34 protein-coding genes are annotated in these 24,128 nt (G+C 48.8%); 33 read left to right on the plus strand and 1 reads right to left on the minus strand.

Annotated features, from left to right (window positions below; all coding sequences use genetic code 11):
- The first annotated feature begins 375 nt into the window (after nucleotides 1–375).
- From CGC65_RS06255 to CGC65_RS06265, 3 genes are all read left to right on the plus strand, one after another.
- The gene (locus tag CGC65_RS06255; protein WP_002567777.1) at nucleotides 376–2,256 is read left to right on the plus strand and encodes a thiamine pyrophosphate-dependent enzyme; all 1,881 of its coding nucleotides are present in this window, start codon (nucleotides 376–378) and stop codon (nucleotides 2,254–2,256) included.
- 98 nt (nucleotides 2,257–2,354) lie between these two features.
- Nucleotides 2,355–3,461: a zinc-dependent alcohol dehydrogenase gene (locus tag CGC65_RS06260; protein ID WP_002567776.1), complete on the plus strand. Its 1,107-nt coding sequence runs from the start codon at nucleotides 2,355–2,357 to the stop codon at nucleotides 3,459–3,461.
- Between the two features lie 12 nt (nucleotides 3,462–3,473).
- Nucleotides 3,474–4,352: an FAD binding domain-containing protein gene (locus CGC65_RS06265; RefSeq protein WP_007038269.1), complete on the plus strand. Its 879-nt coding sequence runs from the start codon at nucleotides 3,474–3,476 to the stop codon at nucleotides 4,350–4,352.
- A 583-nt stretch (nucleotides 4,353–4,935) separates the two neighbouring features.
- Here the strand turns inward: CGC65_RS06265 and CGC65_RS06270 are convergent.
- Nucleotides 4,936–5,493: a helix-turn-helix domain-containing protein gene (locus CGC65_RS06270; RefSeq protein WP_002570891.1), complete on the minus strand. Its 558-nt coding sequence runs from the start codon at nucleotides 5,491–5,493 to the stop codon at nucleotides 4,936–4,938.
- A 139-nt stretch (nucleotides 5,494–5,632) separates the two neighbouring features.
- Here CGC65_RS06270 and CGC65_RS06275 point away from each other — a divergent pair, with 139 nt between their 5' ends.
- From CGC65_RS06275 to CGC65_RS06405, 30 genes are all read left to right on the plus strand, one after another.
- Nucleotides 5,633–5,827, plus strand: a complete 195-nt coding sequence (locus CGC65_RS06275; RefSeq protein WP_048928831.1) for a helix-turn-helix domain-containing protein — start codon at nucleotides 5,633–5,635, stop codon at nucleotides 5,825–5,827.
- Nucleotides 5,828–5,911: 84 nt separating this feature from the next.
- Nucleotides 5,912–7,867, plus strand: coding sequence for a Mu transposase C-terminal domain-containing protein (locus CGC65_RS06280; protein WP_002570890.1), 1,956 nt, complete (start codon nucleotides 5,912–5,914; stop codon nucleotides 7,865–7,867).
- A 24-nt stretch (nucleotides 7,868–7,891) separates the two neighbouring features.
- Nucleotides 7,892–8,854, plus strand: coding sequence for an AAA family ATPase (locus CGC65_RS06285; RefSeq protein WP_002570889.1), 963 nt, complete (start codon nucleotides 7,892–7,894; stop codon nucleotides 8,852–8,854).
- Nucleotides 8,855–8,867: 13 nt separating this feature from the next.
- Complete coding sequence (locus CGC65_RS06290) at nucleotides 8,868–9,137, plus strand: hypothetical protein (RefSeq protein ID WP_002570888.1); 270 nt, start codon at nucleotides 8,868–8,870, stop codon at nucleotides 9,135–9,137.
- A gap of 126 nt (nucleotides 9,138–9,263) precedes the next feature.
- Nucleotides 9,264–9,659, plus strand: coding sequence for a hypothetical protein (locus CGC65_RS06295; RefSeq protein WP_002570887.1), 396 nt, complete (start codon nucleotides 9,264–9,266; stop codon nucleotides 9,657–9,659).
- Entirely contained in the window at nucleotides 9,643–9,819 is a 177-nt protein-coding gene (locus CGC65_RS31220) for a hypothetical protein (protein ID WP_002570886.1), read from the plus strand. Before CGC65_RS06295 ends, CGC65_RS31220 begins: the two co-directional genes overlap by 17 nt.
- A gap of 20 nt (nucleotides 9,820–9,839) precedes the next feature.
- Nucleotides 9,840–10,067, plus strand: a complete 228-nt coding sequence (locus CGC65_RS30875) for a Lar family restriction alleviation protein (protein WP_007038264.1) — start codon at nucleotides 9,840–9,842, stop codon at nucleotides 10,065–10,067.
- A 16-nt stretch (nucleotides 10,068–10,083) separates the two neighbouring features.
- Nucleotides 10,084–10,335, plus strand: a complete 252-nt coding sequence (locus tag CGC65_RS06300) for a hypothetical protein (RefSeq protein WP_002570885.1) — start codon at nucleotides 10,084–10,086, stop codon at nucleotides 10,333–10,335.
- A gap of 151 nt (nucleotides 10,336–10,486) precedes the next feature.
- Nucleotides 10,487–10,972: a Gp49 family protein gene (locus CGC65_RS06305; RefSeq protein WP_002570883.1), complete on the plus strand. Its 486-nt coding sequence runs from the start codon at nucleotides 10,487–10,489 to the stop codon at nucleotides 10,970–10,972.
- Entirely contained in the window at nucleotides 10,953–11,225 is a 273-nt protein-coding gene (locus CGC65_RS06310) for a hypothetical protein (RefSeq protein WP_002570882.1), read from the plus strand. The genes CGC65_RS06305 and CGC65_RS06310 overlap by 20 nt, the downstream gene beginning before the upstream one ends.
- A gap of 92 nt (nucleotides 11,226–11,317) precedes the next feature.
- Nucleotides 11,318–11,557 (plus strand): AbrB/MazE/SpoVT family DNA-binding domain-containing protein, encoded by a 240-nt coding sequence (locus CGC65_RS06315; RefSeq protein WP_002570881.1) that lies wholly within the window; start codon nucleotides 11,318–11,320, stop codon nucleotides 11,555–11,557.
- Entirely contained in the window at nucleotides 11,554–12,210 is a 657-nt protein-coding gene (locus CGC65_RS06320; protein ID WP_002570880.1) for a hypothetical protein, read from the plus strand. Before CGC65_RS06315 ends, CGC65_RS06320 begins: the two co-directional genes overlap by 4 nt.
- A gap of 48 nt (nucleotides 12,211–12,258) precedes the next feature.
- The gene (locus tag CGC65_RS06325) at nucleotides 12,259–12,753 is read left to right on the plus strand and encodes a regulatory protein GemA (protein ID WP_002570879.1); all 495 of its coding nucleotides are present in this window, start codon (nucleotides 12,259–12,261) and stop codon (nucleotides 12,751–12,753) included.
- Complete coding sequence (locus CGC65_RS06330) at nucleotides 12,737–13,060, plus strand: Mor transcription activator family protein (protein WP_002570878.1); 324 nt, start codon at nucleotides 12,737–12,739, stop codon at nucleotides 13,058–13,060. Before CGC65_RS06325 ends, CGC65_RS06330 begins: the two co-directional genes overlap by 17 nt.
- A gap of 91 nt (nucleotides 13,061–13,151) precedes the next feature.
- The gene (locus tag CGC65_RS06335) at nucleotides 13,152–13,517 is read left to right on the plus strand and encodes a hypothetical protein (RefSeq protein ID WP_002570877.1); all 366 of its coding nucleotides are present in this window, start codon (nucleotides 13,152–13,154) and stop codon (nucleotides 13,515–13,517) included.
- A gap of 5 nt (nucleotides 13,518–13,522) precedes the next feature.
- Nucleotides 13,523–13,861, plus strand: a complete 339-nt coding sequence (locus CGC65_RS06340) for a hypothetical protein (protein ID WP_002570876.1) — start codon at nucleotides 13,523–13,525, stop codon at nucleotides 13,859–13,861.
- The gene (locus tag CGC65_RS06345) at nucleotides 13,846–14,418 is read left to right on the plus strand and encodes a phage protein Gp27 family protein (protein ID WP_235622287.1); all 573 of its coding nucleotides are present in this window, start codon (nucleotides 13,846–13,848) and stop codon (nucleotides 14,416–14,418) included. The genes CGC65_RS06340 and CGC65_RS06345 overlap by 16 nt, the downstream gene beginning before the upstream one ends.
- Nucleotides 14,419–14,420: 2 nt before the next feature.
- The gene (locus CGC65_RS06350; protein WP_002570874.1) at nucleotides 14,421–14,903 is read left to right on the plus strand and encodes a transcription termination/antitermination NusG family protein; all 483 of its coding nucleotides are present in this window, start codon (nucleotides 14,421–14,423) and stop codon (nucleotides 14,901–14,903) included.
- Nucleotides 14,904–15,197: 294 nt separating this feature from the next.
- Entirely contained in the window at nucleotides 15,198–16,952 is a 1,755-nt protein-coding gene (gene terL, locus CGC65_RS06355; RefSeq protein ID WP_002570873.1) for a phage terminase large subunit, read from the plus strand.
- Between the two features lie 23 nt (nucleotides 16,953–16,975).
- Nucleotides 16,976–18,340, plus strand: a complete 1,365-nt coding sequence (locus CGC65_RS06360; RefSeq protein ID WP_002570872.1) for a phage portal protein — start codon at nucleotides 16,976–16,978, stop codon at nucleotides 18,338–18,340.
- The gene (locus tag CGC65_RS06365) at nucleotides 18,337–20,058 is read left to right on the plus strand and encodes a minor capsid protein (protein ID WP_002570871.1); all 1,722 of its coding nucleotides are present in this window, start codon (nucleotides 18,337–18,339) and stop codon (nucleotides 20,056–20,058) included. The genes CGC65_RS06360 and CGC65_RS06365 overlap by 4 nt, the downstream gene beginning before the upstream one ends.
- The gene (locus CGC65_RS06370) at nucleotides 20,048–20,248 is read left to right on the plus strand and encodes a hypothetical protein (RefSeq protein ID WP_002570870.1); all 201 of its coding nucleotides are present in this window, start codon (nucleotides 20,048–20,050) and stop codon (nucleotides 20,246–20,248) included. Before CGC65_RS06365 ends, CGC65_RS06370 begins: the two co-directional genes overlap by 11 nt.
- 73 nt (nucleotides 20,249–20,321) lie before the next feature.
- Nucleotides 20,322–20,690 (plus strand): hypothetical protein, encoded by a 369-nt coding sequence (locus tag CGC65_RS06375; protein ID WP_002570869.1) that lies wholly within the window; start codon nucleotides 20,322–20,324, stop codon nucleotides 20,688–20,690.
- Nucleotides 20,687–20,812, plus strand: a complete 126-nt coding sequence (locus CGC65_RS31530; RefSeq protein WP_002570868.1) for a hypothetical protein — start codon at nucleotides 20,687–20,689, stop codon at nucleotides 20,810–20,812. The genes CGC65_RS06375 and CGC65_RS31530 overlap by 4 nt, the downstream gene beginning before the upstream one ends.
- A gap of 12 nt (nucleotides 20,813–20,824) precedes the next feature.
- A complete protein-coding gene (locus CGC65_RS06380; protein ID WP_002570867.1) occupies nucleotides 20,825–21,499 on the plus strand; it encodes a capsid assembly scaffolding protein Gp46 family protein in 675 nt (224 codons plus the stop codon).
- 1 nt (nucleotide 21,500) lies between these two features.
- Nucleotides 21,501–22,454, plus strand: a complete 954-nt coding sequence (locus tag CGC65_RS06385; RefSeq protein ID WP_002570866.1) for a hypothetical protein — start codon at nucleotides 21,501–21,503, stop codon at nucleotides 22,452–22,454.
- A gap of 16 nt (nucleotides 22,455–22,470) precedes the next feature.
- On the plus strand, nucleotides 22,471–22,827 hold the full coding sequence (locus CGC65_RS06390) for a head-tail connector protein (protein ID WP_002570865.1): 357 nt from the start codon (nucleotides 22,471–22,473) through the stop codon (nucleotides 22,825–22,827).
- Between the two features lie 11 nt (nucleotides 22,828–22,838).
- Nucleotides 22,839–23,201 carry a hypothetical protein gene (locus tag CGC65_RS06395; protein WP_002570864.1) on the plus strand — a complete coding sequence of 121 codons (363 nt, stop codon included), beginning with the start codon at nucleotides 22,839–22,841 and terminating at the stop codon, nucleotides 23,199–23,201.
- The gene (locus tag CGC65_RS06400; protein ID WP_002570863.1) at nucleotides 23,201–23,638 is read left to right on the plus strand and encodes an HK97 gp10 family phage protein; all 438 of its coding nucleotides are present in this window, start codon (nucleotides 23,201–23,203) and stop codon (nucleotides 23,636–23,638) included. Before CGC65_RS06395 ends, CGC65_RS06400 begins: the two co-directional genes overlap by 1 nt.
- A gap of 15 nt (nucleotides 23,639–23,653) precedes the next feature.
- Entirely contained in the window at nucleotides 23,654–24,124 is a 471-nt protein-coding gene (locus CGC65_RS06405; protein WP_002570862.1) for a hypothetical protein, read from the plus strand.
- Nucleotides 24,125–24,128: the final 4 nt, after the last annotated feature.

Raw genomic sequence — 24,128 nt, forward strand, 5'->3', positions numbered from 1 at the left:
AATTCCGGCATCAATATTTTTTATGTTATCTATCGATTTCCCCAACAGTTTTGGATCGAATTCCCCACCCCATATGGATTTCTCTCATTATAACATATATCTTACATTAACACTACTTTGGCAAATATGACTATAAATACCTTGTTTATTTGTTGAAAAAAGACAAAATTACCCGTGGTTGCATAATGCGCAATCGAGTTCCTGATTGTGTATTGTAACATATTCTCGTTATGATATAATCAAATCCAAGAAAGCGGTAATTTTAACCGAACTGATTACCAGAAGGAGGAAGTAAGTTTAAATGGAAGCAAATGTCTAGAAAGAGGCGGGGAAGATGGAAGCACATGAAATTAAGAAGGATATAGAGGAATAATTATGAATGAAATGATGGAACAGAGAAGAAAACGTGCGAAAGAGATTAAAACACACGGCACAATTCGTAAAGCTGTGGAAGCGGGCAGCCTGGAACAATTTCAGGACATCAGCCTCAGCGAGGCAGTTGTGTTAGGGTTAATAAATCAGGGTGTGAAGACCTTTGTGGGTATTTTCGGTCATGGAATGACTGATGTCGGTGAAGTGCTGCGTATATATGAAGAAGAAAGTGCTGTTAAGACGGTTAATGTCCGGAACGAAGTAGAAGCTTCCCATGTGGCGGCAATGCTCAGATGGAAATATAATGAGGTTCCGGCGGTTTTTACTTCCATTGGACCGGGTGCCTTACAGGCCGCTGCCGGATCGCTGGTTCCGTTGGCCAATGGCCTTGGCGTCTATTATTTGATGGGTGATGAAACCAGCCACAGTGAAGGGCCTAACATGCAGCAAATCCCCAAAAGGGAGCAGGAACTGTTTCTGCGGCTCCTGTCAACATTTGGGCCTGCATATTCGCTGCATACGCCGGAAGCAGTGTTTACAGCGTTGAAAAGAGGAGATGCGGCAGTCCATGGTAGAGCAAAACGTACACCATTTTACATGCTTCTTCCCATGAATATCCAGCCCAAATTAATGGAAAGCTGCAATCTGCTTGAGTTTACTGAAAAATCAGAGGAGTCAAAAGTTATAAGCACAGATATGAGCGTTTTCAACGCCGCACTGGAGGCTATCCTCGATTCGTCCAGGATTACAGTCAAAGTTGGAGGCGGAGCAGCAGATGTCACGGCCGAAGTACTGGAGGAATTTTTAGAACTGACAGATGCTGTATATGTACACGGACCGCAGGTACCGGGCTTATATCCATATTCAAAAAAGCGCAATATGAGTGTTGGCGGTTCCAAGGGTTCAATATGCGGAAATTACGCTATGAACGAATGTGATTTAATGATTGCCATTGGAGCAAGAGGCGTTTGTCAATGGGACAGTTCAGGAACCTCGTTTCGTAAGGCTAAGAAAATTATAAATATCAATTGCGATTACGATGACCTGGCCCAATATAATAATTCTGTGCGCATACAGGGTGATGCAGAAGAAGTACTCTTAAAAATAATTGAGCTGCTGAAAAAAACTGAAAATAAAACATCTGACCCTGAGTGGCTGAAAGAATGTACGGATAAGAGAATGGAGTGGGAGACCTATAAGCAGCGAAGATATGACAATCCTGTCTTGGTGGATGAAAAGAGGGGAGAGTCCATTCTGACAGAGCCAGCAGCCATCAAAAAGGCAGTGGACTTTGCGGATATGCATGGCTGCGTAAAAATATTTGACGCGGGGGATGTTCAGGCAAACGGGTTCCAGATTGTAACAGATGAAAAACCGGGACAAACAATAACAGACACAGGCTCATCCTATATGGGATTTGCAGTATCCTCCATGCTTGCTTTTGCACTGGCAGGAGGAAAAGATTACCCTGTGGCCTTTACCGGTGACGGAAGCTTTATGATGAATCCCCAGATATTAATTGACGGGGTTCAGCATGGACTCAGAGGCATGATTGTTTTGTTTGATAACCGGCGTATGGGGGCTATTACCAGTCTGCAGCACTCTCAATATGACGTAGAGTATAAGACCGATGATTCAGTTATAGTAGATTACGTTCAAATGGCAGAAGCAGTCAAAGGGGTGAAGGGATTCTATGGCGGAGCTACGGCCGAGGAACTTGAAAAAGCATTAAGCCAGGCATATGAGCATGATGGTCTGTCCCTGGTGCATGTCCCCGTATATTACGGCAGAGACGAGCTGTCCGGCCTTGGTTCTTTTGGGGACTGGAATGTTGGAAATTGGTGTGAAAGGGTCCAGAAACTGAAACATACGATTGGCTTTTAGGCCCTTTAAGAGCACTGCATTATCTGAGAAAACGGTCATGTGTTGTTATGAAAACGGATGACTTAAAAAATGTACAATAAAAAAGGAGGAAATATTCTATGAATTATGAAATTCCAGAAACAATGAAAGCATGGGTCTTGGGAGATCCTGGAGTACTTACGTTGGAAGAGAAACCGGTTCCGCGGCCTAAAAAGTCAGAGGTACTTGTAAAAATTGATGCGGTGGCTATTTGCGCCACTGATTTGGAAATCATTGAAAACGGACCACCCGCTATGATTCAAGGCGGTCTGCCTTTTAATAAGGGCTTTACGCCCGGACATGAGTATATGGGAACCGTTGTTAAGCTGGGAGATGGTGTTGATGAGTATAAAGTTGGCGACAGAGTGGCAGTGGAAATCCATGCCGGCTGTTCCAGCTGTGAGCGCTGCCGCGAGGGCATGTATACTTCGTGCCTGAATTATGGCAAAAACTACGAAGGCAACGATAAAGGCCACAGAGCCAATGGTTTTACAACGGACGGAGGCTTTGCGGAATACGCTATCAACAATGTAAATACGTTGTGCCATGTGGGCGACAATGTTACTGATGAAGAGGCAACCCTGATTGTGACGGCCGGAACTGCAATGTATGGTTTAGATACCCTTGGCGGTTTGATTGCAGGTCAGTCGGTGGTTGTAACCGGACCAGGCCCCATTGGTCTGATGGCGGTTGCGGTCGCTAAGGCTTTGGGCGCCAATCCGGTAATTTTGACCGGTACAAGAGATAACAGACTTGAGCTTGGTAAAAAACTGGGGGCAGATTACACTGTAAATGTCAGAAACCAGGATGTTGTCAAGGCGGTTAAAGAAATTACAAATGGTGAAGGTGTTCACTATGTAATGGAATGCTCCGGCGCCCCAAATGCTGTCAATGAAGCAGCCAATATGGTCAAAAGGGGCGGAAGAATCTGTCTGGCCGCTTTTCCGTCAAAGCCTGTTGAGGTTGATGTGGCAGCTTTGGTCCGCAATAACATTTCTCTCTTTGGCATCAGAGGCGAAGGCAGAAGCGCTGTTCACAGAGCGGCTTCCCTGATTAGCGAAAAGCGCTTTGACGCCTCCTTGATTCATACTCATACATTTGGCTTTGGGGATCTGCTTACAGCCCTGAAATATTCAAAAGAAAGAATAGACGACGCAATCAAAGTAGTTGTGAAGATTCCGGGCTAGGAGAGTAATTGTATGCTTCAATACAAAAAATATTATATGCCGAAATCAAAGGAAGAACTTTTCCGTTTGATGGAACATAATGCTCATTCCTTTGATATTATTTCCGGAGGAACCGATCTGTTTGCAGAAGAAAGGACTCCTTTTAACGGTCAGGACTCTGCAATTGATATCAGCAGCATTGAAGATTTTTCCATAATTGAATCTAAATGCGGGTTTATAACAATTGGGGCAAATACCAGAATACAACAGTTTTTAGAAGAACCGGAATTAATTGACACTGTGCCTGTTTTGAGGCATGCAGCCAGTTACTTTGCAGATCAGCAGATACGGGAGATTGCAACAGTTGGAGGCAACCTGGCAAACGCATCTCCCTGCGCTGATTTGATACCGCCTTTATTGGCCATGGATGCAACGGTTCATACGATTAGGCAAAACGATAACGATATTTGCATGAGTGATGTACCGCTATCGGATTTTATTAAAGGGGTTGGCAAAACTTCGTTGTCGGAAGGAGAGGTTATCCAGTCAGTTACATGCCCCATATTGAAAGATTACGGGTGTGCCTTTAAAAAAGTCGGGCTTAGACGCTCTTTGTGTATTTCAACCGTGAACTCTGCCTTTTTAGTAAAGGCCGATGAAACGAATCAATATTTTAAGGATGTCAGAATTGCGTTTGGAGGAATCGGACCGGCTCCTGTAAGATTAAATGAAATCGAGGACAATTTGAAGGGAAACCGTATTTCAAAGGATATGATTCTGAAGATGGCCGAATGTATTCCCGGAGATATTGTTAAGTCCAGAAGCAGAAGAGAGTATAGAAAGACAGTCATCAGAAACTTTTTGCTGGCCGGTTGTAATTTAACGTATAGAATCCAAAAAGAGACCAACTAGAACCCTTAGAACTCCTTAAATCTCCTTACGTTGTAGGAAAGCCCCTGAAAAGGGCCGTATTTAGGTTTAAAGAGCTAGAAAAAATGTTAAATTTTCAAGGAGAATTCAATACCAACTTGAAAAAAAGAAAAGGGCTAAAAAGGTCGTTTTGAGATAAAAGATAACTTATAAAGAATGTCCCATAAAAACCGTTCAAAAACCGTTTAAAAACCGTTTGAAAGTAAACCAGTAAAGCGCTTAAAACCATTGATTTTACGCGTTTTTTTAATTTAAATGTTTTTTGAAAGCCACCCTTCAAAAGAGGGATGATTTTACGAGGAAGAAGTGAATCTTAATACCAACCGCAATACCAACTTGCTAAAAGACTAAATTATAGTTAAAAATGGGAATCGGTAAAGTTGCCGATTCCCATTATATATACCAGAGGGCAGTCTGGTATGGAGATAAATGTACCTAAAGTATATCAGGCCTATTTATGGAAGTCAATTCAAAAAAGAATCATAACGCAAATCTGAAAATCGTAACAAAATCCGTTATTATATAACAATTTCACCAAAACAATTCTAAATTACGATAAACTTTTTTATAAAGAAGGGATGTCTGTTTTAACTATATAATTAAAAAATGCATCCAAATCATTCCTAATTACCTGCTTGTGTTTATCTATATTTTTCGAATCTTTATTATTAAATGAAACATAAACCATGCGATCCAAGTCCATTACCAATGTTGTAAGTAATTCAAGATAAATTAATTTTCTATCTTCCCCAAGGGAATGAGAACAATCTAACATATTAGAAAATAAACTAAGAGAATTAGCATAAAAACCATATTCAACATTAGATTTTGTTGAAAGGAGAGTCATTATTTTGAGTAAAGCACCATTTGACACTTCTGTCAAGGACGCTTTATCATTTTCATATACTTCCGTATACATTTCTCCATTATCATTTAAAAGCCATGACTCACTTACTCCGAATTCTAAGCAAATAAGCTTTAGTAATTTATTAGTAGGAATTTCGTTACCGTTTTCCAATCCACTTAAATAAGATTGAGATATCAAAAGTCTTTTTGCAAATTCTTTTTGAGTTAAATGTTCGGATTTTCTAAGCACTCGTATTCTATCACTAATATTATTCATTTTCCCTCCAATAAATATCAGCATACTGATAAAAACTTCCAAAACAACTTGACAAATATCAGTAAGCAGATATAAAATATTAATACACTGATAATTATATATTAGAGAGATAAAAAAATCAATTAAGGCGGTGAATGATTTGGATGCTGGTAAAATTATCAAAAATATACGCAAAGAAAAAGGACTTAGGCAAAAAGACATTGCACATGCAATGACTGTTGAACAGTCATATATAAGTCAAGTTGAAAATGGAAAAACAGTACCTACACCTATGTTCATCAAACTATTTTGTCTTACCTTTTCTGTGAATGAAGAACAGTTTCATGAAAAATAAATGTTGAAGCGGGGCATATGTTCCGTAATGTAGAGGCAGTTCCCCGAATCTGAAGATGAGAGACTATAAGGTGGTGATTAGGATATGGGACAGATGCTCACTGTAAAGCAGGTGGCAGAAGTTAAGGGATGTAGAGTTCAGTATATTCAAAGGATGGCTAAAGAAGGAAAACTTCCGTCAGTGAAAACAGTCAATAATAGGAACCAAAAAGTGTACCAGATTCCCCTGGAAAGTCTCCCGGATGAACTCCAACAGCGCTGGTATCAGATGCAGGTAGAACAGATGCGCGAGGAAAACGGTATAGAAGAGGAGAATCGGGGAGGGACAGATCAGTTTTCCGCAGAAGAACGGCTGGAGATAGACTTCTGGCTAGAGTTGGTGAGAAAATGGCAGGAATACCGTAACCTGGCTCCCAAGAGGAGCAAGGGGGAAACCGACCAGAAGTTTCTTATCTGGTGCAGCCTGGAATATCCAGACCGGACCATTTCCATGGATATCTTATATCGAAAATGGAAAGCAGTTCGGGAGAATAATATGGCCGGTCTCACAGATAAGCGTGGAAAATGGAGAAAAGGCACAAGTGACATCCATGAGACTGTCTGGCAGGCATTCCTTTATTACTACCTGGATGAGGGTCAGCATACCATCCAGAAGTGCCTGGAGTATACCAAGATGTGGATAAGAGAAAAGCAGCCGGAGCTGTATACGGATATCCCCAGCTATTCCTCTTTTTACCGGAAGCTTAACCGGGATATACCGGAAGGCGTGAAGGTGCTGGGGCGTGAAGGCCATAAGGCATACAATGACCGCTGTGCTCCCTATATCCGCAGAATCTATGAGGATATTGCTAGCAATGAGTGGTGGATTGCCGATAATCATACATTTGATGTAATCGTGGTGGACAAGAATGGTAAGCAGCACAGGCCATATCTGACCGCTTTCATGGATGCCCGCAGCGGTATTCTGACCGGCTACTATATTACATACAACCCCAGTTCCGAGGCCACACTAATTGCACTCCGGAAGGGGATTCTGGAATACGGCATCCCGGATAACATTTATGTGGATAATGGACGGGAGTTCCTGACCTTCGATATTGGAGGGTTGGGACACCGCAGGAAGAAGCCAAAGAATGGCGAGGAGCGGTTTGAACCGCCTGGCGTGTTCAAACGGCTTGGAATCAACATGACGAATGCCATCGTCCGAAACGCAAAGGCCAAGATTATTGAGCGCCGGTTCCGCGATGTCAAGGATTCCCTGTCACGGTTGTTTGATACTTATACAGGAGGCAGTGTGGTTGAAAAGCCAGAACGTTTAAAAGGCGTTTTAAAGAAGGGTGAAATCTATTCAGATGATGAGTTTCAGGAATATGTCGAGGCAGTGATTGACTATTATTTCAACCTTCAGCCCTATCATGGGGCGGTCCCGGCAGACCATGGAAAACTCAAAATGGATGTATTTAACGAACATCTGATTAAAAAACGCACAGCCACGGCAGAAGCCCTGAATCTCATGCTTATGCGCAGCAGCCGTGCACAGACCGTAGGCAGGCGAGGGGTGCACCTGGATATTGCAGGAGGGCGAATTGATTACTGGAACGATGATTTTGTCCATCTCATGCTGGGCAAGAAGGTGTATTTCAGATATGACCCGGATAATTTAAGCGAGGTACGGATTTATGACCTGGAGGACCGTTACATTATGACGGTACCAGCGGATAATGAAGCAGTTCTTTCCTATAATGCCAGCAGAGAAGATGTCAAAGCAGCTATGGCAAAAACCCGGAGGTTGGAAAAGGTTGCTAAGGAATATATTGAACATGCTGTCCTGGCAGACTGTGACAAGGTAACAGCCATGGAACTGGTGCTGAAGGAGGCACAATACAATAAAGAGAATTACCAGGGTAAGGCCAATCCCAAGGTGCTAGAGGTTCAGAGGGCAGACGAGGAACCGGCATTTAAGAAGGTGGTTGGAGGTATCGATCTGGATCGAATGATCCGGAATGCGGAAATCAGACATGAACAGGAAAAACAGAGATAAGTAACAGTCAGGGAGGTAAATGCAATGAGTAAAGAGTATAACGTAGAATTACAGAAGAAGCTGGAAGATTACCTGGAGGCGGAGGGCCTAAGCCAGGCAAAAGCAGCACCGATCCTGGGGATTAGCGCGGCAGTACTTAGCCAGTACCGCCGAAGCGTCTATGACAAGGGAGATATAGGGGAGGTCGAGAAAAAGCTGGAAGAATTCTTCCGGATTAAGGAAGAGCAGGGCCAGAACAGCCGGAAGGCGGAGCCCTTCCGGGCCAACCTGCAGGGCTACATCCCTACATCCATATCGGAAGCGGCCTACAAGTTAATCCGCTACTGCCAGCTTGAGAAGGGGATTGTGGTTATTGACGGAGACGCCGGAATCGGGAAAACCAAGGCAGCTGCGAAGTTCCTTCAGGACAACCCATCCACCACGGTATACCTGAAGGCGGCTCCCAGCACTGGGACGTTAAGAAGTCTGTTGAAAATGATCGGGAGGGCATTGAAACTGCCGGAGAACCAGCGGACGGAAGATTTGTCCCTTGCAATCCAGGACAAGCTGAAGGAAACGGATAAAATCATTATCATTGATGAGGCCCAGAACCTAAAATTCATGGCTCTGGAAGAGATAAGGGGCTGGGTGGATGAAGATCCTCTTACGGGGAAACCGGGAATCGGCATCGTCCTGATCGGTAACGTAGAAGTATACAATAAGATGCTGGGCAGACAAGAAGCTATCTTTTCCCAGCAGTTTAACCGGACCCGGCTCCATGGCCGGTACCGGACTACAGACATCAAAAGGGAAGATGTGGTCAAACTGCTTCCCGCATTGGAAGAACGTAGGATGACGAAAGAGATTGACTACCTGCACAGCATCAGCCGAAGCAAGTGGGGAATCCGTGGAATGGTCAATGTGTTCCGTAACGCGGTAAATGATGAGGATGTCTCAATGGCTGGACTTGAGCGGGTGGCCGGTACCATGGGAATCAGGTTTATATAGGAGGAGAACAGGCATGAAGCGTTTAAATGAAAAAGTGATAATGATGGTAAGAGGACTTATGATCGGGAGCAGCATGGCGGCAGTACTAACAGTTTTAGTGATGGGGGGCAAGCTTGGAATATGGGGATTCATCAGCGTTCTGGGTTTGATTGTTCTGGCGGGCCTGGGGGGCTGGTTGATTGGATTCCAGACCAGAACGCGTCTGGATGCGGATCAGGTGTGGCTGAAGGGATATAAAGAAGGCCGTCAGGACGGATGCCTGATACCTTCACACCGGGAATAACTCATTCGTAAAAGGGGCCGAGGCCCCTCCTTAATGCAGCCACCTGATAGTGTAGGTCACAAGCCCTGACAGATGCAGAGTGAGGAAACAGAAGGAAAAAGAACGTATATGAGGAGGGAGGCTAAGTTGAAGAGTCAGGTAAATCAATCCGCGCGGCTGGAGGAGTTCCTGGCATGGGTGAAGGAATGTGAGGAGCAGTACCGGACAGCCAGTGAAGCGGTAGCTCTTGAGGACCGGCGTCTGCAGGACCTGCTGCATGAAATGGAGTTTGCGGCCACCAGCAAGGAACGGGGCCGTGTGGCAACGAAGCTCTACAGGAGCCGAAAGATGCGCAGGGAACAAAAGGACATCATGAAACGGAATGAGCAGGTAGTGGAATTCTTCCGGGAACAGCCAGCTAGGGCAATGCTCAAACGGATAAATCAGCTGGTGGGCCGTCAGAAAACGGAGGAACAATACCTGGACGGGAAGAGAACGTACAAGCCGAGAGTAGAAGGAGGCGGGGATGGAAAAGGAGCGTAGGCCCACAGAGACGGGAAAACGATGCCTGTCCTGTCGCCACAGGCGAGTAATAGAGGACAGCAGGGGTGAGAGCATCAGCTTGTGTGTATGCGCAGTGGGAAGAAAGTACCTGAATCCGGTATGCCCCCTTGGGACATGTGGCCGGTATCTGGGATATTAATATTTTAGGAGGAAAAGACTGTGAGAGTGATTGAAGGCGATTTGAAAGCATGTCCATTTTGTGGAAGTAAAAATATCGTAATTGATACATGCCATGATTTAGGGGATTGCGAAAATTTTGAGAGGTGTGAAGATACAGGATATTATTCTGCCGTATGTAATAGAAATGATGGCGGGTGCGGTGCTTCAACAGGCTATAAACCTACAATTAAGGCGGCAGTAGAGGCTTGGAATAGACGGGAAAATTAAGATTTTGGAGGTAAAGATGAAAACAGAATTGACGATGGAAGAGAGTTTAAATCGGGAAAAGGGTATGATTTTTCCGCAGGATTTTTCAGAAAAAACACTTCTTTCAGTGGCACACAGCCGAAACTGTATTGAAGCCCTGGAAAAACAGATAGTCAAACAACCTCATACTTGTGGAAGTTATTGCCCAACATGCGGAACAATCGTTTTAGGAACAGAAAATCCGTTAAAGAAGTATTGTGAATTTTGCGGACAAAGATTATTTGACTAAACTGAAAGACTGCGAAGGAAGGGAGACCGTTTATGAAGTTAAAAGTTATTTCCTGCTTACTTGCCATGATCATTTTCGCGGCCGTGATATATCTGAGGTTGAATATACTTGCATATTTCTTAAAAACAATCTGAAATTGGAGGAAAAACACATGAAGAAATACATAGGAACCAAGCTGGTTCAGGCGCGTCCAATGACAAGAGGCGCGTATAACAGATACCGTGGGTGGGAAATCCCGGCGGATGAAAACCCGGAAGATGAAGGATACCTGATACAGTATCCGGATGGATATGTCAGCTGGAGCCCCAAAGGGATGTTTGACCACTCCTATCTGGAAGTGGATGATAACCCGCAACTCCCATCCGGCGTGAGCATCGGACCCGGAATGGTGGAGGCGTTCATTGACCGGATAGAGGTCATGAAGCTGGGGGAGCGCACGACTGTGGTTCGGTGCATCCTGAAAAATGGGTTTGAGCTGGTGGAATCCAGTGCCTGCGTGGATCCAAGAAACTATTCGGTGGAGATTGGCCAGGAGGCCTGCATGGAGAAGATTCGGGACCGGATATGGAACTTGCTGGGTTTCCTGCTCCAGACGGCCTGGATGGGGGTGAGAAAGGATGAAGGCACTAAGGGATGAGTTTTACTTTGAACCCCGTGTGATTGACAGCAGCGGGAAGCTGCGCTGGTATGGGGAAGTATACACCGGCAACATGCTGCTCCTGCACACGGAGGAGACCGTATACATAAGGGATAACGGCAGTAAGCTTTTCATTTATACGCTGGACAGTGACCAGATGAAGCAGGAACAGCGGATTGAAGCGGTATTCACCTTGGTCTGCCAGGTACAGAAATACAGTAATAAGTGGCGGTATGGAAAAAGGAACCGCTAAGGGGCAGCTGCCCCTTCCTAATGCAGCCACCGGCCTATAGCCGGTGCAGGTCACAAGCCCTGATCAATGCAGAGTGGGAAAGGAGGAAATCCATGCAGATAAGTAAAAAAGTTACCAAAGGCGGCGGCATCACAATTCCGCGTATGCTCCGCCAGGAAACAGGAATCCTTCCGGGGGTCCCAGTGGATGTGACAGCGGATGCGGCCGGAATCCATATCGTGAAGCATGTCCCAGCCTGCCGGTTCTGCGGGGCAGTGGAGGATGTGGCTGCCGTATGCGGGATGGAAGTCTGTCGGACCTGTGCCGGGAAGATTGCGGAGGTGTTTCAGTGACGGAGAAAACAAAGGAAGTCAAAGCCAAGGCGGACCGTCTGGTGGAGCTGACGGCCCAGAAGGAGCGGGTCCAGGCGGAGATGGAGGAAATCAAGGCGTGGTTTGAGAACCTGGCTGTCAATGACTTAAAGGACACCAAGAAAAAGACCGTGGAATACTGGGGCAGCAGTAATGCCCGGGTGGTGGTGGGAAACAGTGAAACGGTCAAGCCAGTCTCCATGGCGATGGTCAAACGGCTTTTAAATACCGTTTATCCGGACTTTGTAACGGAAAAGACCAGCTACTCCCTTGCAGCTCCGGCCAAGCGCCTGTTCACCATCGCCTATCTTGGCGCCTATACGGAAGGAACACTGGATGATACCATCCAGGCCATCACGAAGGATGAGAAGCTGCAGCGGACGCTGCGTAAGAAGTTAAAAGGAAAGTATGAGAAGGATACGGAAAGCCTGATGAAGTCAGCCGGGCTGGACGCAAAGGAAGCCAGCGACTGGGCCTATCTGGTGTCAGAGGTGGTCAACTGGGAGTGGATGCTCCAGGTGCTGAAGGCAGCCGAATGGAGCGGGACACCCCAGGAAGCAGTGGATATCATCAACGCGGCCGTGATTGTGGATGAGAGCCTCAAGGTGACGGTAGGAGCGGAAGAAAAAAGTTAGGGAATGTCAGCAGGCCAGGAGGCCATAGAGGAGGGGAGAGATAAATCCATGAGAAGCATTGACTCATATCAGATGAAGCGGATTTATGCTGTTGGACATCAGTTAAGCCTTGTGGGCCATGACCATGAGGACGAGCTGCATGCGTTGGTGGCAACCATAACCGGGAAAGAATCCGTGAAGGCCCTGAGCTACCGGGAAGCGGAATCTGTAATTGCCAGGCTTACGCAGCTGCAGGGCGGTCAGGCCCCTCCAAGGCCCCGGCGAGAACGGGAACATCCATCGAGGCCTGGCGGGGTAACAAGCGGCCAGCAGAAGAAGATATGGGCCTTGATGTATGAGCTGGCCAAGTACGATAGAAAGCCTGAGAGTGTATCACTGGGAGACCGTCTGTGCGCCATCATCAAAAAGGAGCTGGGAATGGACGCAATTGCCAGGACACCCTTTGCCTGGATTGACTTCGATTCAGGAAACAAGCTGATTGAAGTATTAAAGGGTTATGTAAAGAGTGCCGTAAGGGGGTGTAAGGATGGACCTGTTGGATAAGGTGCAGATGGAGGATCTGGATGAGGAGCAGCGTACCCTTGCCGGACTTATCGGTATAGAGGCGTTCCGGGCCTTGGTGAGGAACTATAACGGTACCCCCATTTATATCCCCAAGATAGAGAGCCTGGAGAAACCGGTGAGGGACGAACTTATACGGGAGGAGTTTGACGGAAAGAACTACCGCGAGCTTGCCCTGAAATATGGATTGACAGAAACTTGGATTCGGAATATAGTCATAGAGAAAGCCCGCGAGATAAGGGCAAGGCCGATGGATGGCCAGATATCCTTAAAAGGAATTTTGTACTAAATTTCTTAAGTACTTTTTTTGAATATTGCCCCATGATGAGATACACTTGCACTAGTTTGCAGGTGTATTTTTTTGAATTATGAGGTTAGCGATGAATGAATGGGTCATAACGACGGTAATCACCCTGGGAATCGGGGTTGTCTCATATTTTTTGAAACGGACCATGTCTCAGGTAGATCGGCACGACACGGAGATTCGGGAGGGCCGCGAACAATCTGCCAGTAAAGAGGATTTGAAGGAGCAGACGAAAGAACTTAAGGACGATATCCGGAAAATCCGTGAGGATTATACACCCAGGGATACCCACCAGAAGGACTTTGATGAATGCCGGAAGGACATTAAAGAAATTCGTGAGAACTACCTGACCAAAGATGACTTTATCCGTGAAATCAGCAAGATGGACCGGAAGCTGGACCGGATGATGGAAATGATGATAGAAGCAGCAAAGAAAGGGTGAGTGATATGAACAGAGACGAAATGATGAAACGGATCAGAGCGGATGCGTTCCCGGCAAACAACGGATCGGTCCTTACCTGTATCAACCTGTTGAACCGGAGCGGCTTCAGCCCATTGGAGCAGGTCCGGGTCGGAGTGAAAAACTGGGGCGTGGAAAAGCCGGAATTTATGGACAGCATCCATTTCCTGAAGCTGGCCGGATACATCGAAACACGTACCATTGAGGGACACATTTCTGGCGCGGATTTGGCCGACTATGATTATGACGAATTGGAAGCAAGGGCGTCGGAAAAGGGCATCCGGCTGATGCAGGGAAGTCTGACTGACGAATGTGTGAAGGTATGAGCGGCGAGAACCGGCGTCGCAGCATTGGAAAGGTAGACCGGCTTCCTCCGGAGCTAAAGGATACAGTGGAGCAGATGCTGCTGACCGGAAGCACTTACAAGGAGATTGTAACATATCTAAAGGAAAACGGTGAGGAAATGAGCCAAATGGCCATTTGCACCTATGCCAAGAAGTACCTGGCCACGGTGGAAATGATTAACGTGGCTCAGAATAACTTTTCAATGCTGATGGATGAAATGAACCGCTATCCGGATTTGGACACATCGGAGGCGCTTATCCGTCTGGCCAGCCATCATGTGATGAATGCCCTGACGAACGTGGACGAGGAGCAGATGAAGGAAGTGCCGGTGGATAAGCTGATTAAGGAGACCAACGGCCTTATCCGCGCAGCGGCCTACAAGAAGCGTATTGAAGTCCAGACACGGGAGAATTATGAGGCCGGACTGGAAGCGGTTAAGGGACTGGTATTCGAGGCCATGGCCAAGGAACAGCCGGAGCTGTACCAGCAAGTCAGCGCCTATCTGAACAAAAAGAAGCAGGAAGGGATGGAGGGATAGCCATGCTGTGGTATGTGGTTCAGGTGAGGACCGGGGAAGAAAAAGACATTGCCGCGAAATTGACGGACATGGGGTTCCAGACGCTGGCACCGGTAGAGAACCGTCCGGTCCGCAGCGGAGGAGCCTGGGGAACAAAGGAGTATGTACTGTTTCCCGGTTATGTGTTTCTTCAGATGGATTACAATGCCGGAAATTATTACAGGTTGAAGGCTGTCCCAGGAATCGTAAAGCTGCTGTCCGGTACCCTGACCTATCTGGAAGCAGAATGGATCCGGCTGTTGGCCGGGCAGGGAGGAAGGCCCCTGGAGCCCACACTGATGCGGGAGACAGAGGAAGGCCTGGAGATTGAAACAGGCATCCTGCAGAACTTTAAGAGCCGTATCATACGGATGGATAAGCGGAGCCTCAGGGCTACCATTGAGTTGTCTATCTGTGGTGAGAAGAAAGAGGTGCAGCTGGGCATCCGGCTGCCAGAGGAAGTATAGGACAGACAGGAAACGCGAAGAACGCAGACGGTTGATTCGTCCCGGTGCAGGAAGCGCGCGGACATAAGGAAACGGAACCAAGCGGGCAATGCCCGGTCGGGATGGCGAAGCCAGTCCTTCCGGGAACTCCAGGCGGGGTTCCGTTTTTGATTGGGACAAGACCCCGTTTAAATCGTATCAGGACCCGTTTAAAAGCGTTCAAAAGATTCCTGGCGGGGGAATGCCCCAATAGACGGAAAAATCCAAATACGGGCCGTATATGAAGTCGGGAACGACAGGGAGGAGGTGGAAGCCATGAGGAAAGGAAAGCAGAAAAGCATTGACACCTTGATGGGGGCGCTGGCGGAGGCAGAAAGCCGGGCTTTTTATGAGGAAGAGGACAACGTTTTAAACGACCTGGATGAACTTTTGAATGTTTTTTTAAGGAAGGGTGAGGAGCCGGAACGCAGACAGCTTTTAAAGGAGTATGATTCCGGCTTGCCACTTACCGGACCTGAGGGGATTCGCAGGAAGCTGGGAGCCATTGACATGGAGTTTTTTGGCCGCGCTTACTTCCCCCACTACTTTTCCAGGCCCTCTCCGGATTTCCACCGGGATCTGGATGCCATCTGGCAGGACGGTGTGTTAAAGGGACGTTTTCCCATTACACGAAAGGCTGCCAGGGAAATCAACCGTCTGGAGGGCTGCCGCAGGGCCGTGGCAGCACCGAGAGGCCACGCCAAGAGTACCACGCTGACCTTCAAGGGGAGTATGCATGCCATCCTGTATCAATACAAACATTACCCCATCATCCTTTCTGACAGTTCAGACCAGGCCGAGGGCTTTCTCGAGAATATCCGTGTGGAGTTTGAGGAAAACGGCCTGATACGGGAGGACTTCGGGAATCTCCAGGGAAAGGTATGGCGTAACAATGTAATATTGACCACCACCAACATAAAGGTGGAGGCTATCGGGTCGGGCAAGAAGATACGAGGCAGGAAGCACCGGAACTGGAGGCCGGACCTGCTGGTGCTGGATGATATTGAAAATGATGAGAACGTCCGGACAGCGGAGCAGCGTTCCAAGCTTTCAAACTGGTTTAACAAGGCTGTTTCCAAGGCAGGCGACAGCTATACGGATATCGTGTATATCGGGACCCTGCTGCATTATGACAGCCTATTAGCCCATACCCTGACCAACACGGGGTATAAATCCATCAAATACAAAGCGGTGCTCTCCTTTTCCCAGGCAGATGACCTTTGGAAGGAATGGGAGGACATATACACGGACCTTTCCAATGATTCCCATGCGGAGGATGCAAAGGCATTCTTTGAAGCCCATAAGGCAGAGATGCTGAAAGGGACGGAGGTACTGTGGGAGGAGAAGCTGTCCTATTATGACCTGATGAAGATGCGGATTGATGAGGGAGAGGCATCCTTTAACAGCGAGGAACAGAACGAACCTATCAACCCGGATGACTGCCTGTTCCAGGAGGAATGGCTGGATTACTACAACGAAGCCGAGGTGGACTTTAAGGACCGCAGCTTTGTGTTTTACGGCTTTGTGGACCCATCCCTTGGAAAGACCAAGCACAGCGACTTTTCGGCTATCATTACACTGGCTAAGCATAAGGGAACGGGATATATGTATGTGTTTGACGCTGATATCGAGCGGCGCCATCCGGACCGCATCATATCGGATATCCTGGAAAAGGAGCGGCGGATCAGACGGGATTATGGCAGGGGATATAAGAAATTTGGTTGTGAGACGGTGCAGTTCCAATGGTTTTTAAAGGAGGAGCTGGTAAAAGCCAGCGCCAGAGCGGGGCTGTACCTGCCTGTGGAGGAAGTCCCGCAGACGGCGGACAAGACACTGCGCATCCAGACCATGCAGCCGGATATCAAGAACAAATACATCAAGTTTAACCGCCGTCATAAGCGCCTGCTGGAGCAGCTGGTACAGTTCCCGATGGGGGCCCATGATGATGGCCCAGACGCCCTGGAAGGGTGCCGGACCCTGGCTAAGAAGGTCAGAAAGTTTAAGGTCATTCCAAGGGAGAGCCTGATCTGACAAGAAAGGAAAGAAGGAATCCAATGATTGTATATATGGACCGGGCCTCCATCGAGTCCCTGACGGTGAAGGATATCCGGGAAATCGTGGTGAAGCAAAGCTACCAAATGAAATACAGGAAACTGGAACGCTACTATGTGGGGGATCATGACATCCTGCATTCAGAGCGGACAGATAAGACCGGAGGTGACAACCGGATTGTCAATAACATGGCCCGCTACATCACCGACACGGCCACAGGCTATTTCCTGGGGCAGCCGGTGGTGTACAGCTCCGAGAACGAGGAATATCTGCAGACCATTCAGGATATCTTCGACTATAACGATGAGCAGGATCACAACACGGAGCTGGGGAAACAGTGCAGCATCAAAGGGGACTGCTTTGAGATGGTCTATCTGGATGAGGACGGGAGGATCCGGCTGGGCCTGGTTTTCCCGGAAAACCTTATCCTGTTTTATGAGACGGAAAGCGAGTTCACCTCCCCGCTTGCGGCCATCCGCATGGTGCGGGGCATGGATAAGAATGGGAATATTCTCCTGCGTGTGGAGTTTTGGACGTGGACCCAGGTTATCTACCTACAATCTTTTAACGGAGGAGTGTTAGAAGTGACCGGGTGGAAAGAGCATTATTGGAATGACGTGCCATTTTGCGAGTACGTCAACAACCGGGAGCGGATTGGGGACTTTGAAGGGGTCCTTTCCGAGATTGACGCTTATAACCGGGTGCAATCCAATACGGCCAACTATTTTCAGTACAATGACGATGCCATCCTGAAGGTGACGCGGCTGGGGGATGTGGATTCCAAGGACATAGCGCAGATGAAGCGGGAACGTGCCGTCATTCTGGAGGATGGAGGAGATGTGGGATGGATTTTAAAGACAGTGGATGACACGGCGCTCGAGAACTATAAGAACCGGTTGCGTGAGGATATCCACCTGGGAGCCAATGTCCCCAACATGACAGATGAGGCGTTTGGAGGGAATCTGTCCGGTGTGGCGGTCTCCTATAAGCTGTGGGGCCTGGAGCAGATATGCGCCATCAAGGAACGGAAGTTCAAGCGGGCTCTGCAGCGGAGGATTGAGCTAATTACCCACGTCCTGAACCTGCTGGGACATAATTATGATTACCGGGACCTTGATATGCAGTTCCGGCGTAATAAGCCGCAGAACATCCTGGAGCAGTCACAAATCATAGGAAACCTGTCCAGTATGCTGTCTAAGGAGACGCTGCTGCAACTTCTGCCCTTTGTGGACAATCCGAAGGAGGAGCTGGAAAAGCTGGAGGAGGAGAAACAGGAGGGGATGGAATCCTTTGGTATGTACCAGAACCTGGCCCGGGCATTCCAGACCGAAGAGGCCGACCAGGAAGGGGAGGCTGAAAAAGGATGAACCAGCGGCAACGCAATGCATGGATTGAAGCAGCAAAAGAACAGGTCTTACGGAACGCAGAAGCGTCCGATGGATGCGAGGCAGACTTGATGGAGCTGTATGACGAATGTGTGAATGGCCTTGAAAATGAAATACGGGCCTTTTACAGCCGGTATGCAAGGGACAATCAGCTGACAGAGGCCCAGGCCTCAAAGCTGCTGACGGGAAAGGAATACAGTACATGGAAAAAGTCATTGGAGGGATACCTTGAGGAACTGGAAGGCCAGGGGAAGGATTCGCGGCTGGCCTTGGAACTGAACACCCTGGCGGCCAAGAGCCAGGTCAGCCGGAAGGAGCAGCTGCTGGCGAATGTGTACCATAACATGTCACGTCTGGCTGGCCGGTCAGAGACAGAGTTGACCGGACTGCTGGAAGGCCTTGTTCAGACCAACTATGAACGTAAAATGTTCGATATCCAGAGTATCGGGGGCGTGGCCTGGGATGTGTCGAAGGTGGATGAACGGCTGTTAAAGCAGATATTATCTTATCCATGGAGCGGAAGGCAGTATTCAAAAGCGCTTTGGGACAACACGGACCAGCTGGCAGCGCTGACCCGCCGTGAACTGACTCTGGGATTCATGAGCGGGGCCAGTGTGGATAAGATTGCAAAGGAGATTGACGATGTGATGGGGAAGGGAAGGTATGCGGCCCAGCGTCTGGTACGGACGGAGGCCAGTTACTTTGCCAATCAGGGCCAGCTGCTTGCGTATCAGGATGCCGGAGTGACAAAGTACCGTTTCCTGGGGGGAGGCTGTGAAATCTGCCAGCGCCTGAATGGTCAGATGTTTGAACTATCAGACGCACGCGCCGGGGAAAACCTGCCGCCCATCCATCCGAACTGTAAATGTACCACGGTGGCTGCATATGATATACCTGTATTTAAACAGCGCCAGGGAAATCCGCTGGAAAGCAATCCGAAGTTTGAAGAATGGAAGAAAAAGCATATGGAGGAAGCGGATCAAGTGGAATCAGGACCAGGACAGGAGCCGGTTAAGAAAGGCATCTTTGCGAGCCTAAAGGAACGACGGGAGGCGACCGGCCTGCTGCAGCCCTACGCATCCAAGGTAAAGGTGACCGGGGAGGTCAATCAAGCAAATTACAAGAAAGCAGCTGCGGAGCTGGAACGGCAGCTTGCAAAGGCCCCGTTTCAGAAACTGGATGAAATCACCATATTTGATTCCCGGGATGCGCCTGGAAAAATAGGCTCAGCCGTTGGAAAACAATTACGGATGGGTACGGCACTCATGAATGCGCCGGAGAAGTATTATGAAGGAAGTGTACTGAACTGGACAAAACGGATTGAAACTTCCATGGGAAAGCTGCGGACGAGACTAAATGAAGGGGCATCGGAAGCAGTCAGGGAGGCATATGGCAGGCAGATGGAATTAAAACGCTACAGCCGGGGAAATGTCTTATATAACGGCCGTGAGATAGCATGTGTCATCCAGCATGAAATGATGCATATGATTGTAAACGAAACAGGGATGCGGGATGACAGGGAATTAAAGGAATGTTATAATAGGGCTATGAAAAGCGGCGATATTTATGGTATTTCCTACCGCGCTTCGGAAAATGAACGGGAGTTTATTTGTGAGGCAGCGGTTATGTACGAAAACGGGGAGCCGATGCCGGAATACATAAAACGCCTGGTGAAGGAGTGTAAATCGCATGAAGCATGAGAACTGTGAAAACTGCTTGGTATACGATGAACTGATGGAGGGAATCCTGGCTCCCTGTGATGAGGAGGAGGCATGGAAGCTCCACTACTGCCTGTCATATGAAAAAGGAATCCCAAAAGAGATATGGTCCGGGAAGAACGCCTGCCCGCATCGGATTGAGCCAGAATCATCTGAAAGAACGATACAGTAACGAAATGAGAATGAGTCCCATCTATGGGGCTTATTTTATTACGCAAAAATAGGAGCAATGGAAGGAGAACATCATGGAAAAACGTAAATTACTGTTAAAGGACGGAACAGCCATCATCTTGGAAGCCGGATCCTGCCTGGGGCAGATGGAGGCCGCCTATGAGGGGCGGGAAGCCTTAATGACGGATTGGGAGAAGATGACAAAAGAGAACTTATCCCGGGTACAGATAAAGAATGGTGATACGGTGACCGGGACATATGAGCACCTCATACTTGGAAATCCGGTGCTGGTAGTCCGGGGAAAGGAGGACGGCACCCTCCTTGCTTCCTGGGGGATCCGGGAACGTACGGAACTCGAAAAGCTGGCGGACCGAGTAGGGGCAGTGGAGGAAACCACGGATGTGCTTACTATGGATGCACTGACAGGAGGTGAGGGAGCATGATACAGACATTGACCCGTATCTATCGAGAAACAGGCAACGAACAATATCTGACCAATGCGGTCAAAAAGAAGTGGATCAAAGAGGAAGAAAAAGCCCAAATCATGGCGGAAGTAAATGGATAGGAGGAACATTGGATGGAAGAAGGAACAAAGGCAGCTGTGTCAGAAACGGTATTGGAGCAGCAGGGAGAGAAACAGGAGGAGGGGGGACTGCTTGATAAGATACGCAGCCTCCTGGGAGGCAGCCAGAAGAAAGAGGAGAGCCCAGGAACACAGACGCCCGCAAAGGATGGGAAAACAGCAGGGGAAACAAAGGAGGAAGGGACAGACGGGAAGGCGGCTTCCCATGAAAAGCAGGCAGAAAAAACCTATACCCAGGCAGAGCTGGCCGCAGAGATTGAAAAAGCCGTAAAGGAAGCAAAGGAGGCGGAAGAGGCCCGGCGGGCGGAGGAAAAGCGCCTGGAGAAGCTTTCACCGCAGGAACGGGAGGCCGAGGAGCGGGAGGCCATAAAAAAGGAGAACGCAGAGCTGACCGGGAAACTGAAGCGGATGGAGCTGGAACAGAAAGCGTCCGCTAAGCTGGCGGAGAAGAAGCTTCCGGGCGGACTGTCGGAATTCCTGGATTATACAGATGAAGCCAGGATGGCGGCCAGCCTGGAGAAGATTGGAGCCATGTACCAGGAGCAGTTGGAGACCGGCATCAAGGAGCGACTTAAGGGCACCACTCCCAAGGGACTGGGAGGAGCAGCCAGTCTGACAGACGGCATGATCAGCGCGGAAATCCAGAAACGAATCAGAGGAGGATTATAAGATGGCAAACACAATTGAGTATGCAAAGATATTTCAGCCGGAGCTTGACGCGGCAGCTGTGGAACAGGCTACATCCGGCTGGATGGAGGTGAACCGTGACCTGGTGCGCTACAGCGGGGGCGATGAGGTGAAAATACCCAATGTCGTCATGGACGGGCTGGCGGACTATGACCGAGCGAACGGGTTTGTCGCAGGCAGCGTGGACCTTTCGTGGCAGACCATGAAGATGACCAAGGACAGGGGCCGCTCTTTCCAGATCGATGAAAACGATGTGGATGAGTCCGGCTTTGTACTGGCAGCCGCCAGCCTGATGGGAGAATTCCAGCGGGTCCATGTGGTCCCGGAGATTGATGCCTACCGTTACAGCACCATCGCGCAAAAATGCATGGGAGTGGACCTGGCAGCATACAGCTATACGCCTACGGAATCGAGTATCCTGAAGGCGCTCTTAGATGATATAGCGGCTGTTCAGGATGTAGTAGGGGAGAACATCCCTCTCATCGTCTCTATCTCTACTCTGGTTTTAAACCTCTTGAACAATTCGGACAAGCTGTCCAGGAGGCTGGACGTGACGGATTTTTCCCAGGGAGAAGTGACAGTCAAGGTCAAATCCTTGAATGGGATTCCCTTACGGTCCGTGCCTTCTAGCCGCATGAAGTCCAAGTATGTATTCCAGGACGGAAAGACAGCCGGACAGGAAAAAGGTGGATTTAAGGCGGCGGAGGACGCTATTGACATTAACTGGCTTATCACGCCGCAGAACGCCCCCATCGCGGTTTCTAAAACGGACAAAATGCGAATTTTTGACCCGGAAACCAACCAGAAGGCCCGGGCATGGGGATGGGATTACCGGAGATACCATGATCTGTGGATCACGAAGGAAAAGCTCAAGACCTGCCGTGCAAATTTTAAACAGGCAAAACCGGCCTCTGTGGAACCGGAAGAACCGGCATAATGGAGGGGAGACGCAGATGACCAGTGAGCAGCTTACATGGATAACCGGGGAGGTGATGGCCTCCCTAAAGCTATCGGATGACAAGAAATCAGATGTGGAGCGATGTATTCGGAGGATTGGAACCATGGTCCTCATCCGCTGCAACCGGGAGGACATACCTAAAATGCTGGAGCCGGTGATCGCACAGATGGTGGAGGACACCTTAAAGGAGGAGATGAACCTGTCCAGTGCGGGGGCCGTCTCCTCCGTGACCAGGGGAGATACCTCTATCACCTATCGAGACGACACGGCCCTTACCCAGGCATCCTCCCGGCTTTTGAAAGACTATGAGCCCCAGCTACGCCGCTATAAAAAGATGAACCTGCCAAAATAAAGGAGGAACACATGACAGAAGCAGATATCCTGGCTTTGACCTATGAAGATACCGTGACTGTTTACCGGCCTTTCAAAGACCGTCTGCCAAACGGGGAGACGGCCTTTCACAGGAAAGCGGAGGGAAGGAAGGTTTATGAATCCATCTCCTGCGCTTTGTCCACCCATACGGGAGGAACACTGAACCGGGAACTGCCCGCCGGAAGTGTCCCCACCCAGTATAGTCTGTTTGTGCGTCCGGAGATAGAGATAGAGCCTAATGATTATCTGGAAATTAAACAGCGGGGACGGCTCACCAAAGCCATGGCCGGACTGGCCGAGCGTCAGCCCTCTCACAACCAGGTCCCGCTTGTCATGGAACAGGAGCGTGTCTGATGGCCGGGACGGAATACCGTATGGATGGACTGGACGAATGGGAACAGGAACTGGCCAGGGCCATTGAGGAGCAGTATCCGGAAGAGTTTAAGGCCATGGTCATCCAGGTGGCCATGGAGCTGCAGGGCAAGGTCAAGGAGAAAACTCCTAAAAAGACCAGCTGGCTGCAGAACAACTGGAAGGTGGGAGAAGTCCGGAAGCGTGGGGATGAATATGTGATTGAGGTGTACAACAACGTAGAGTATGCCGAAGCAGTGGAATGGGGACACCGGCAGAAAGTAGGGCAGTATGTTCCGGCCCTGGGGAAGCGCCTGAAAGCAAAGACGGTTAAGGGGGCCCACATGATGGAGCTGTCCCTTGCGGAGCTTCAGGCCGTACTTCCCGGTTACCTGCAGGAATGGATGAACGATTTTCTGAACACCCATGACATTGTATAAGACAGGAGGAACTGTATGGATGAGAACATCTTACAGGCAGTAAAGGATGCGGCCATCAGCATGCTGCGTGGTCATGAACCGGATGTGGATGTGTATGCCGAGGAAATTATGCGGACGGACAGGACGCTGGAACCGGAGAACGAGGATAGCAGTAAATGGTATTTTGTGGAGGTGATTCCCACCTCATTTACGACTATCAGCCCGGACCAGACAGAAGCGGCCCTGATGGTATCCGTAGATTACCATGAGCCAGAGGAGTCAATCCGCAGATATGGCGAAAAGGCCATGGAACTGGACCGCGTATTCCGGCCGGTCTTTCCATTTGCTTACGGAGGAGAGAGGCGGGCAGCCACGGTAGCCCGCGTTACCACCAATATCAGCGGCGGCATGCTTCACCTGACCTTCCCTCTTACCTTCATCGTATCGGACCGGGCGGAGGAAGGAACGGAGATTGGAATACTGGAAATGAGAAGCGAGAGAGGATGAGAAC

Source organism: Enterocloster bolteae, from assembly GCF_002234575.2.
Classification (GTDB): domain Bacteria; phylum Bacillota; class Clostridia; order Lachnospirales; family Lachnospiraceae; genus Enterocloster; species Enterocloster bolteae.

Bases quoted from the DNA above. Each gene is read 5' to 3' on its own strand.
- CGC65_RS06255 (WP_002567777.1), top strand. From the start codon at position 376: ATGAATGAAATGATGGAACAGAGAAGAAAACGTGCGAAAGAGATTAAA.
- CGC65_RS06260 (WP_002567776.1), top strand. From the start codon at position 2,355: ATGAATTATGAAATTCCAGAAACAATGAAAGCATGGGTCTTGGGAGAT.
- CGC65_RS06265 (WP_007038269.1), top strand. From the start codon at position 3,474: ATGCTTCAATACAAAAAATATTATATGCCGAAATCAAAGGAAGAACTT.
- CGC65_RS06270 (WP_002570891.1), bottom strand. From the start codon at position 5,493: ATGAATAATATTAGTGATAGAATACGAGTGCTTAGAAAATCCGAACAT.
- CGC65_RS06280 (WP_002570890.1), top strand. From the start codon at position 5,912: ATGGGACAGATGCTCACTGTAAAGCAGGTGGCAGAAGTTAAGGGATGT.
- CGC65_RS06285 (WP_002570889.1), top strand. From the start codon at position 7,892: ATGAGTAAAGAGTATAACGTAGAATTACAGAAGAAGCTGGAAGATTAC.
- CGC65_RS06290 (WP_002570888.1), top strand. From the start codon at position 8,868: ATGAAGCGTTTAAATGAAAAAGTGATAATGATGGTAAGAGGACTTATG.
- CGC65_RS31220 (WP_002570886.1), top strand. From the start codon at position 9,643: ATGGAAAAGGAGCGTAGGCCCACAGAGACGGGAAAACGATGCCTGTCC.
- CGC65_RS06300 (WP_002570885.1), top strand. From the start codon at position 10,084: ATGAAAACAGAATTGACGATGGAAGAGAGTTTAAATCGGGAAAAGGGT.
- CGC65_RS06305 (WP_002570883.1), top strand. From the start codon at position 10,487: ATGAAGAAATACATAGGAACCAAGCTGGTTCAGGCGCGTCCAATGACA.
- CGC65_RS06310 (WP_002570882.1), top strand. From the start codon at position 10,953: ATGAAGGCACTAAGGGATGAGTTTTACTTTGAACCCCGTGTGATTGAC.
- CGC65_RS06315 (WP_002570881.1), top strand. From the start codon at position 11,318: ATGCAGATAAGTAAAAAAGTTACCAAAGGCGGCGGCATCACAATTCCG.
- CGC65_RS06325 (WP_002570879.1), top strand. From the start codon at position 12,259: ATGAGAAGCATTGACTCATATCAGATGAAGCGGATTTATGCTGTTGGA.
- CGC65_RS06330 (WP_002570878.1), top strand. From the start codon at position 12,737: ATGGACCTGTTGGATAAGGTGCAGATGGAGGATCTGGATGAGGAGCAG.
- CGC65_RS06335 (WP_002570877.1), top strand. From the start codon at position 13,152: ATGAATGAATGGGTCATAACGACGGTAATCACCCTGGGAATCGGGGTT.
- CGC65_RS06340 (WP_002570876.1), top strand. From the start codon at position 13,523: ATGAACAGAGACGAAATGATGAAACGGATCAGAGCGGATGCGTTCCCG.
- CGC65_RS06345 (WP_235622287.1), top strand. From the start codon at position 13,846: ATGTGTGAAGGTATGAGCGGCGAGAACCGGCGTCGCAGCATTGGAAAG.
- CGC65_RS06350 (WP_002570874.1), top strand. From the start codon at position 14,421: ATGCTGTGGTATGTGGTTCAGGTGAGGACCGGGGAAGAAAAAGACATT.
- terL (WP_002570873.1), top strand. From the start codon at position 15,198: ATGAGGAAAGGAAAGCAGAAAAGCATTGACACCTTGATGGGGGCGCTG.
- CGC65_RS06360 (WP_002570872.1), top strand. From the start codon at position 16,976: ATGATTGTATATATGGACCGGGCCTCCATCGAGTCCCTGACGGTGAAG.
- CGC65_RS06365 (WP_002570871.1), top strand. From the start codon at position 18,337: ATGAACCAGCGGCAACGCAATGCATGGATTGAAGCAGCAAAAGAACAG.
- CGC65_RS06370 (WP_002570870.1), top strand. From the start codon at position 20,048: ATGAAGCATGAGAACTGTGAAAACTGCTTGGTATACGATGAACTGATG.
- CGC65_RS06375 (WP_002570869.1), top strand. From the start codon at position 20,322: ATGGAAAAACGTAAATTACTGTTAAAGGACGGAACAGCCATCATCTTG.
- CGC65_RS31530 (WP_002570868.1), top strand. From the start codon at position 20,687: ATGATACAGACATTGACCCGTATCTATCGAGAAACAGGCAACGAACAA.
- CGC65_RS06380 (WP_002570867.1), top strand. From the start codon at position 20,825: ATGGAAGAAGGAACAAAGGCAGCTGTGTCAGAAACGGTATTGGAGCAG.
- CGC65_RS06385 (WP_002570866.1), top strand. From the start codon at position 21,501: ATGGCAAACACAATTGAGTATGCAAAGATATTTCAGCCGGAGCTTGAC.
- CGC65_RS06390 (WP_002570865.1), top strand. From the start codon at position 22,471: ATGACCAGTGAGCAGCTTACATGGATAACCGGGGAGGTGATGGCCTCC.
- CGC65_RS06395 (WP_002570864.1), top strand. From the start codon at position 22,839: ATGACAGAAGCAGATATCCTGGCTTTGACCTATGAAGATACCGTGACT.
- CGC65_RS06400 (WP_002570863.1), top strand. From the start codon at position 23,201: ATGGCCGGGACGGAATACCGTATGGATGGACTGGACGAATGGGAACAG.
- CGC65_RS06405 (WP_002570862.1), top strand. From the start codon at position 23,654: ATGGATGAGAACATCTTACAGGCAGTAAAGGATGCGGCCATCAGCATG.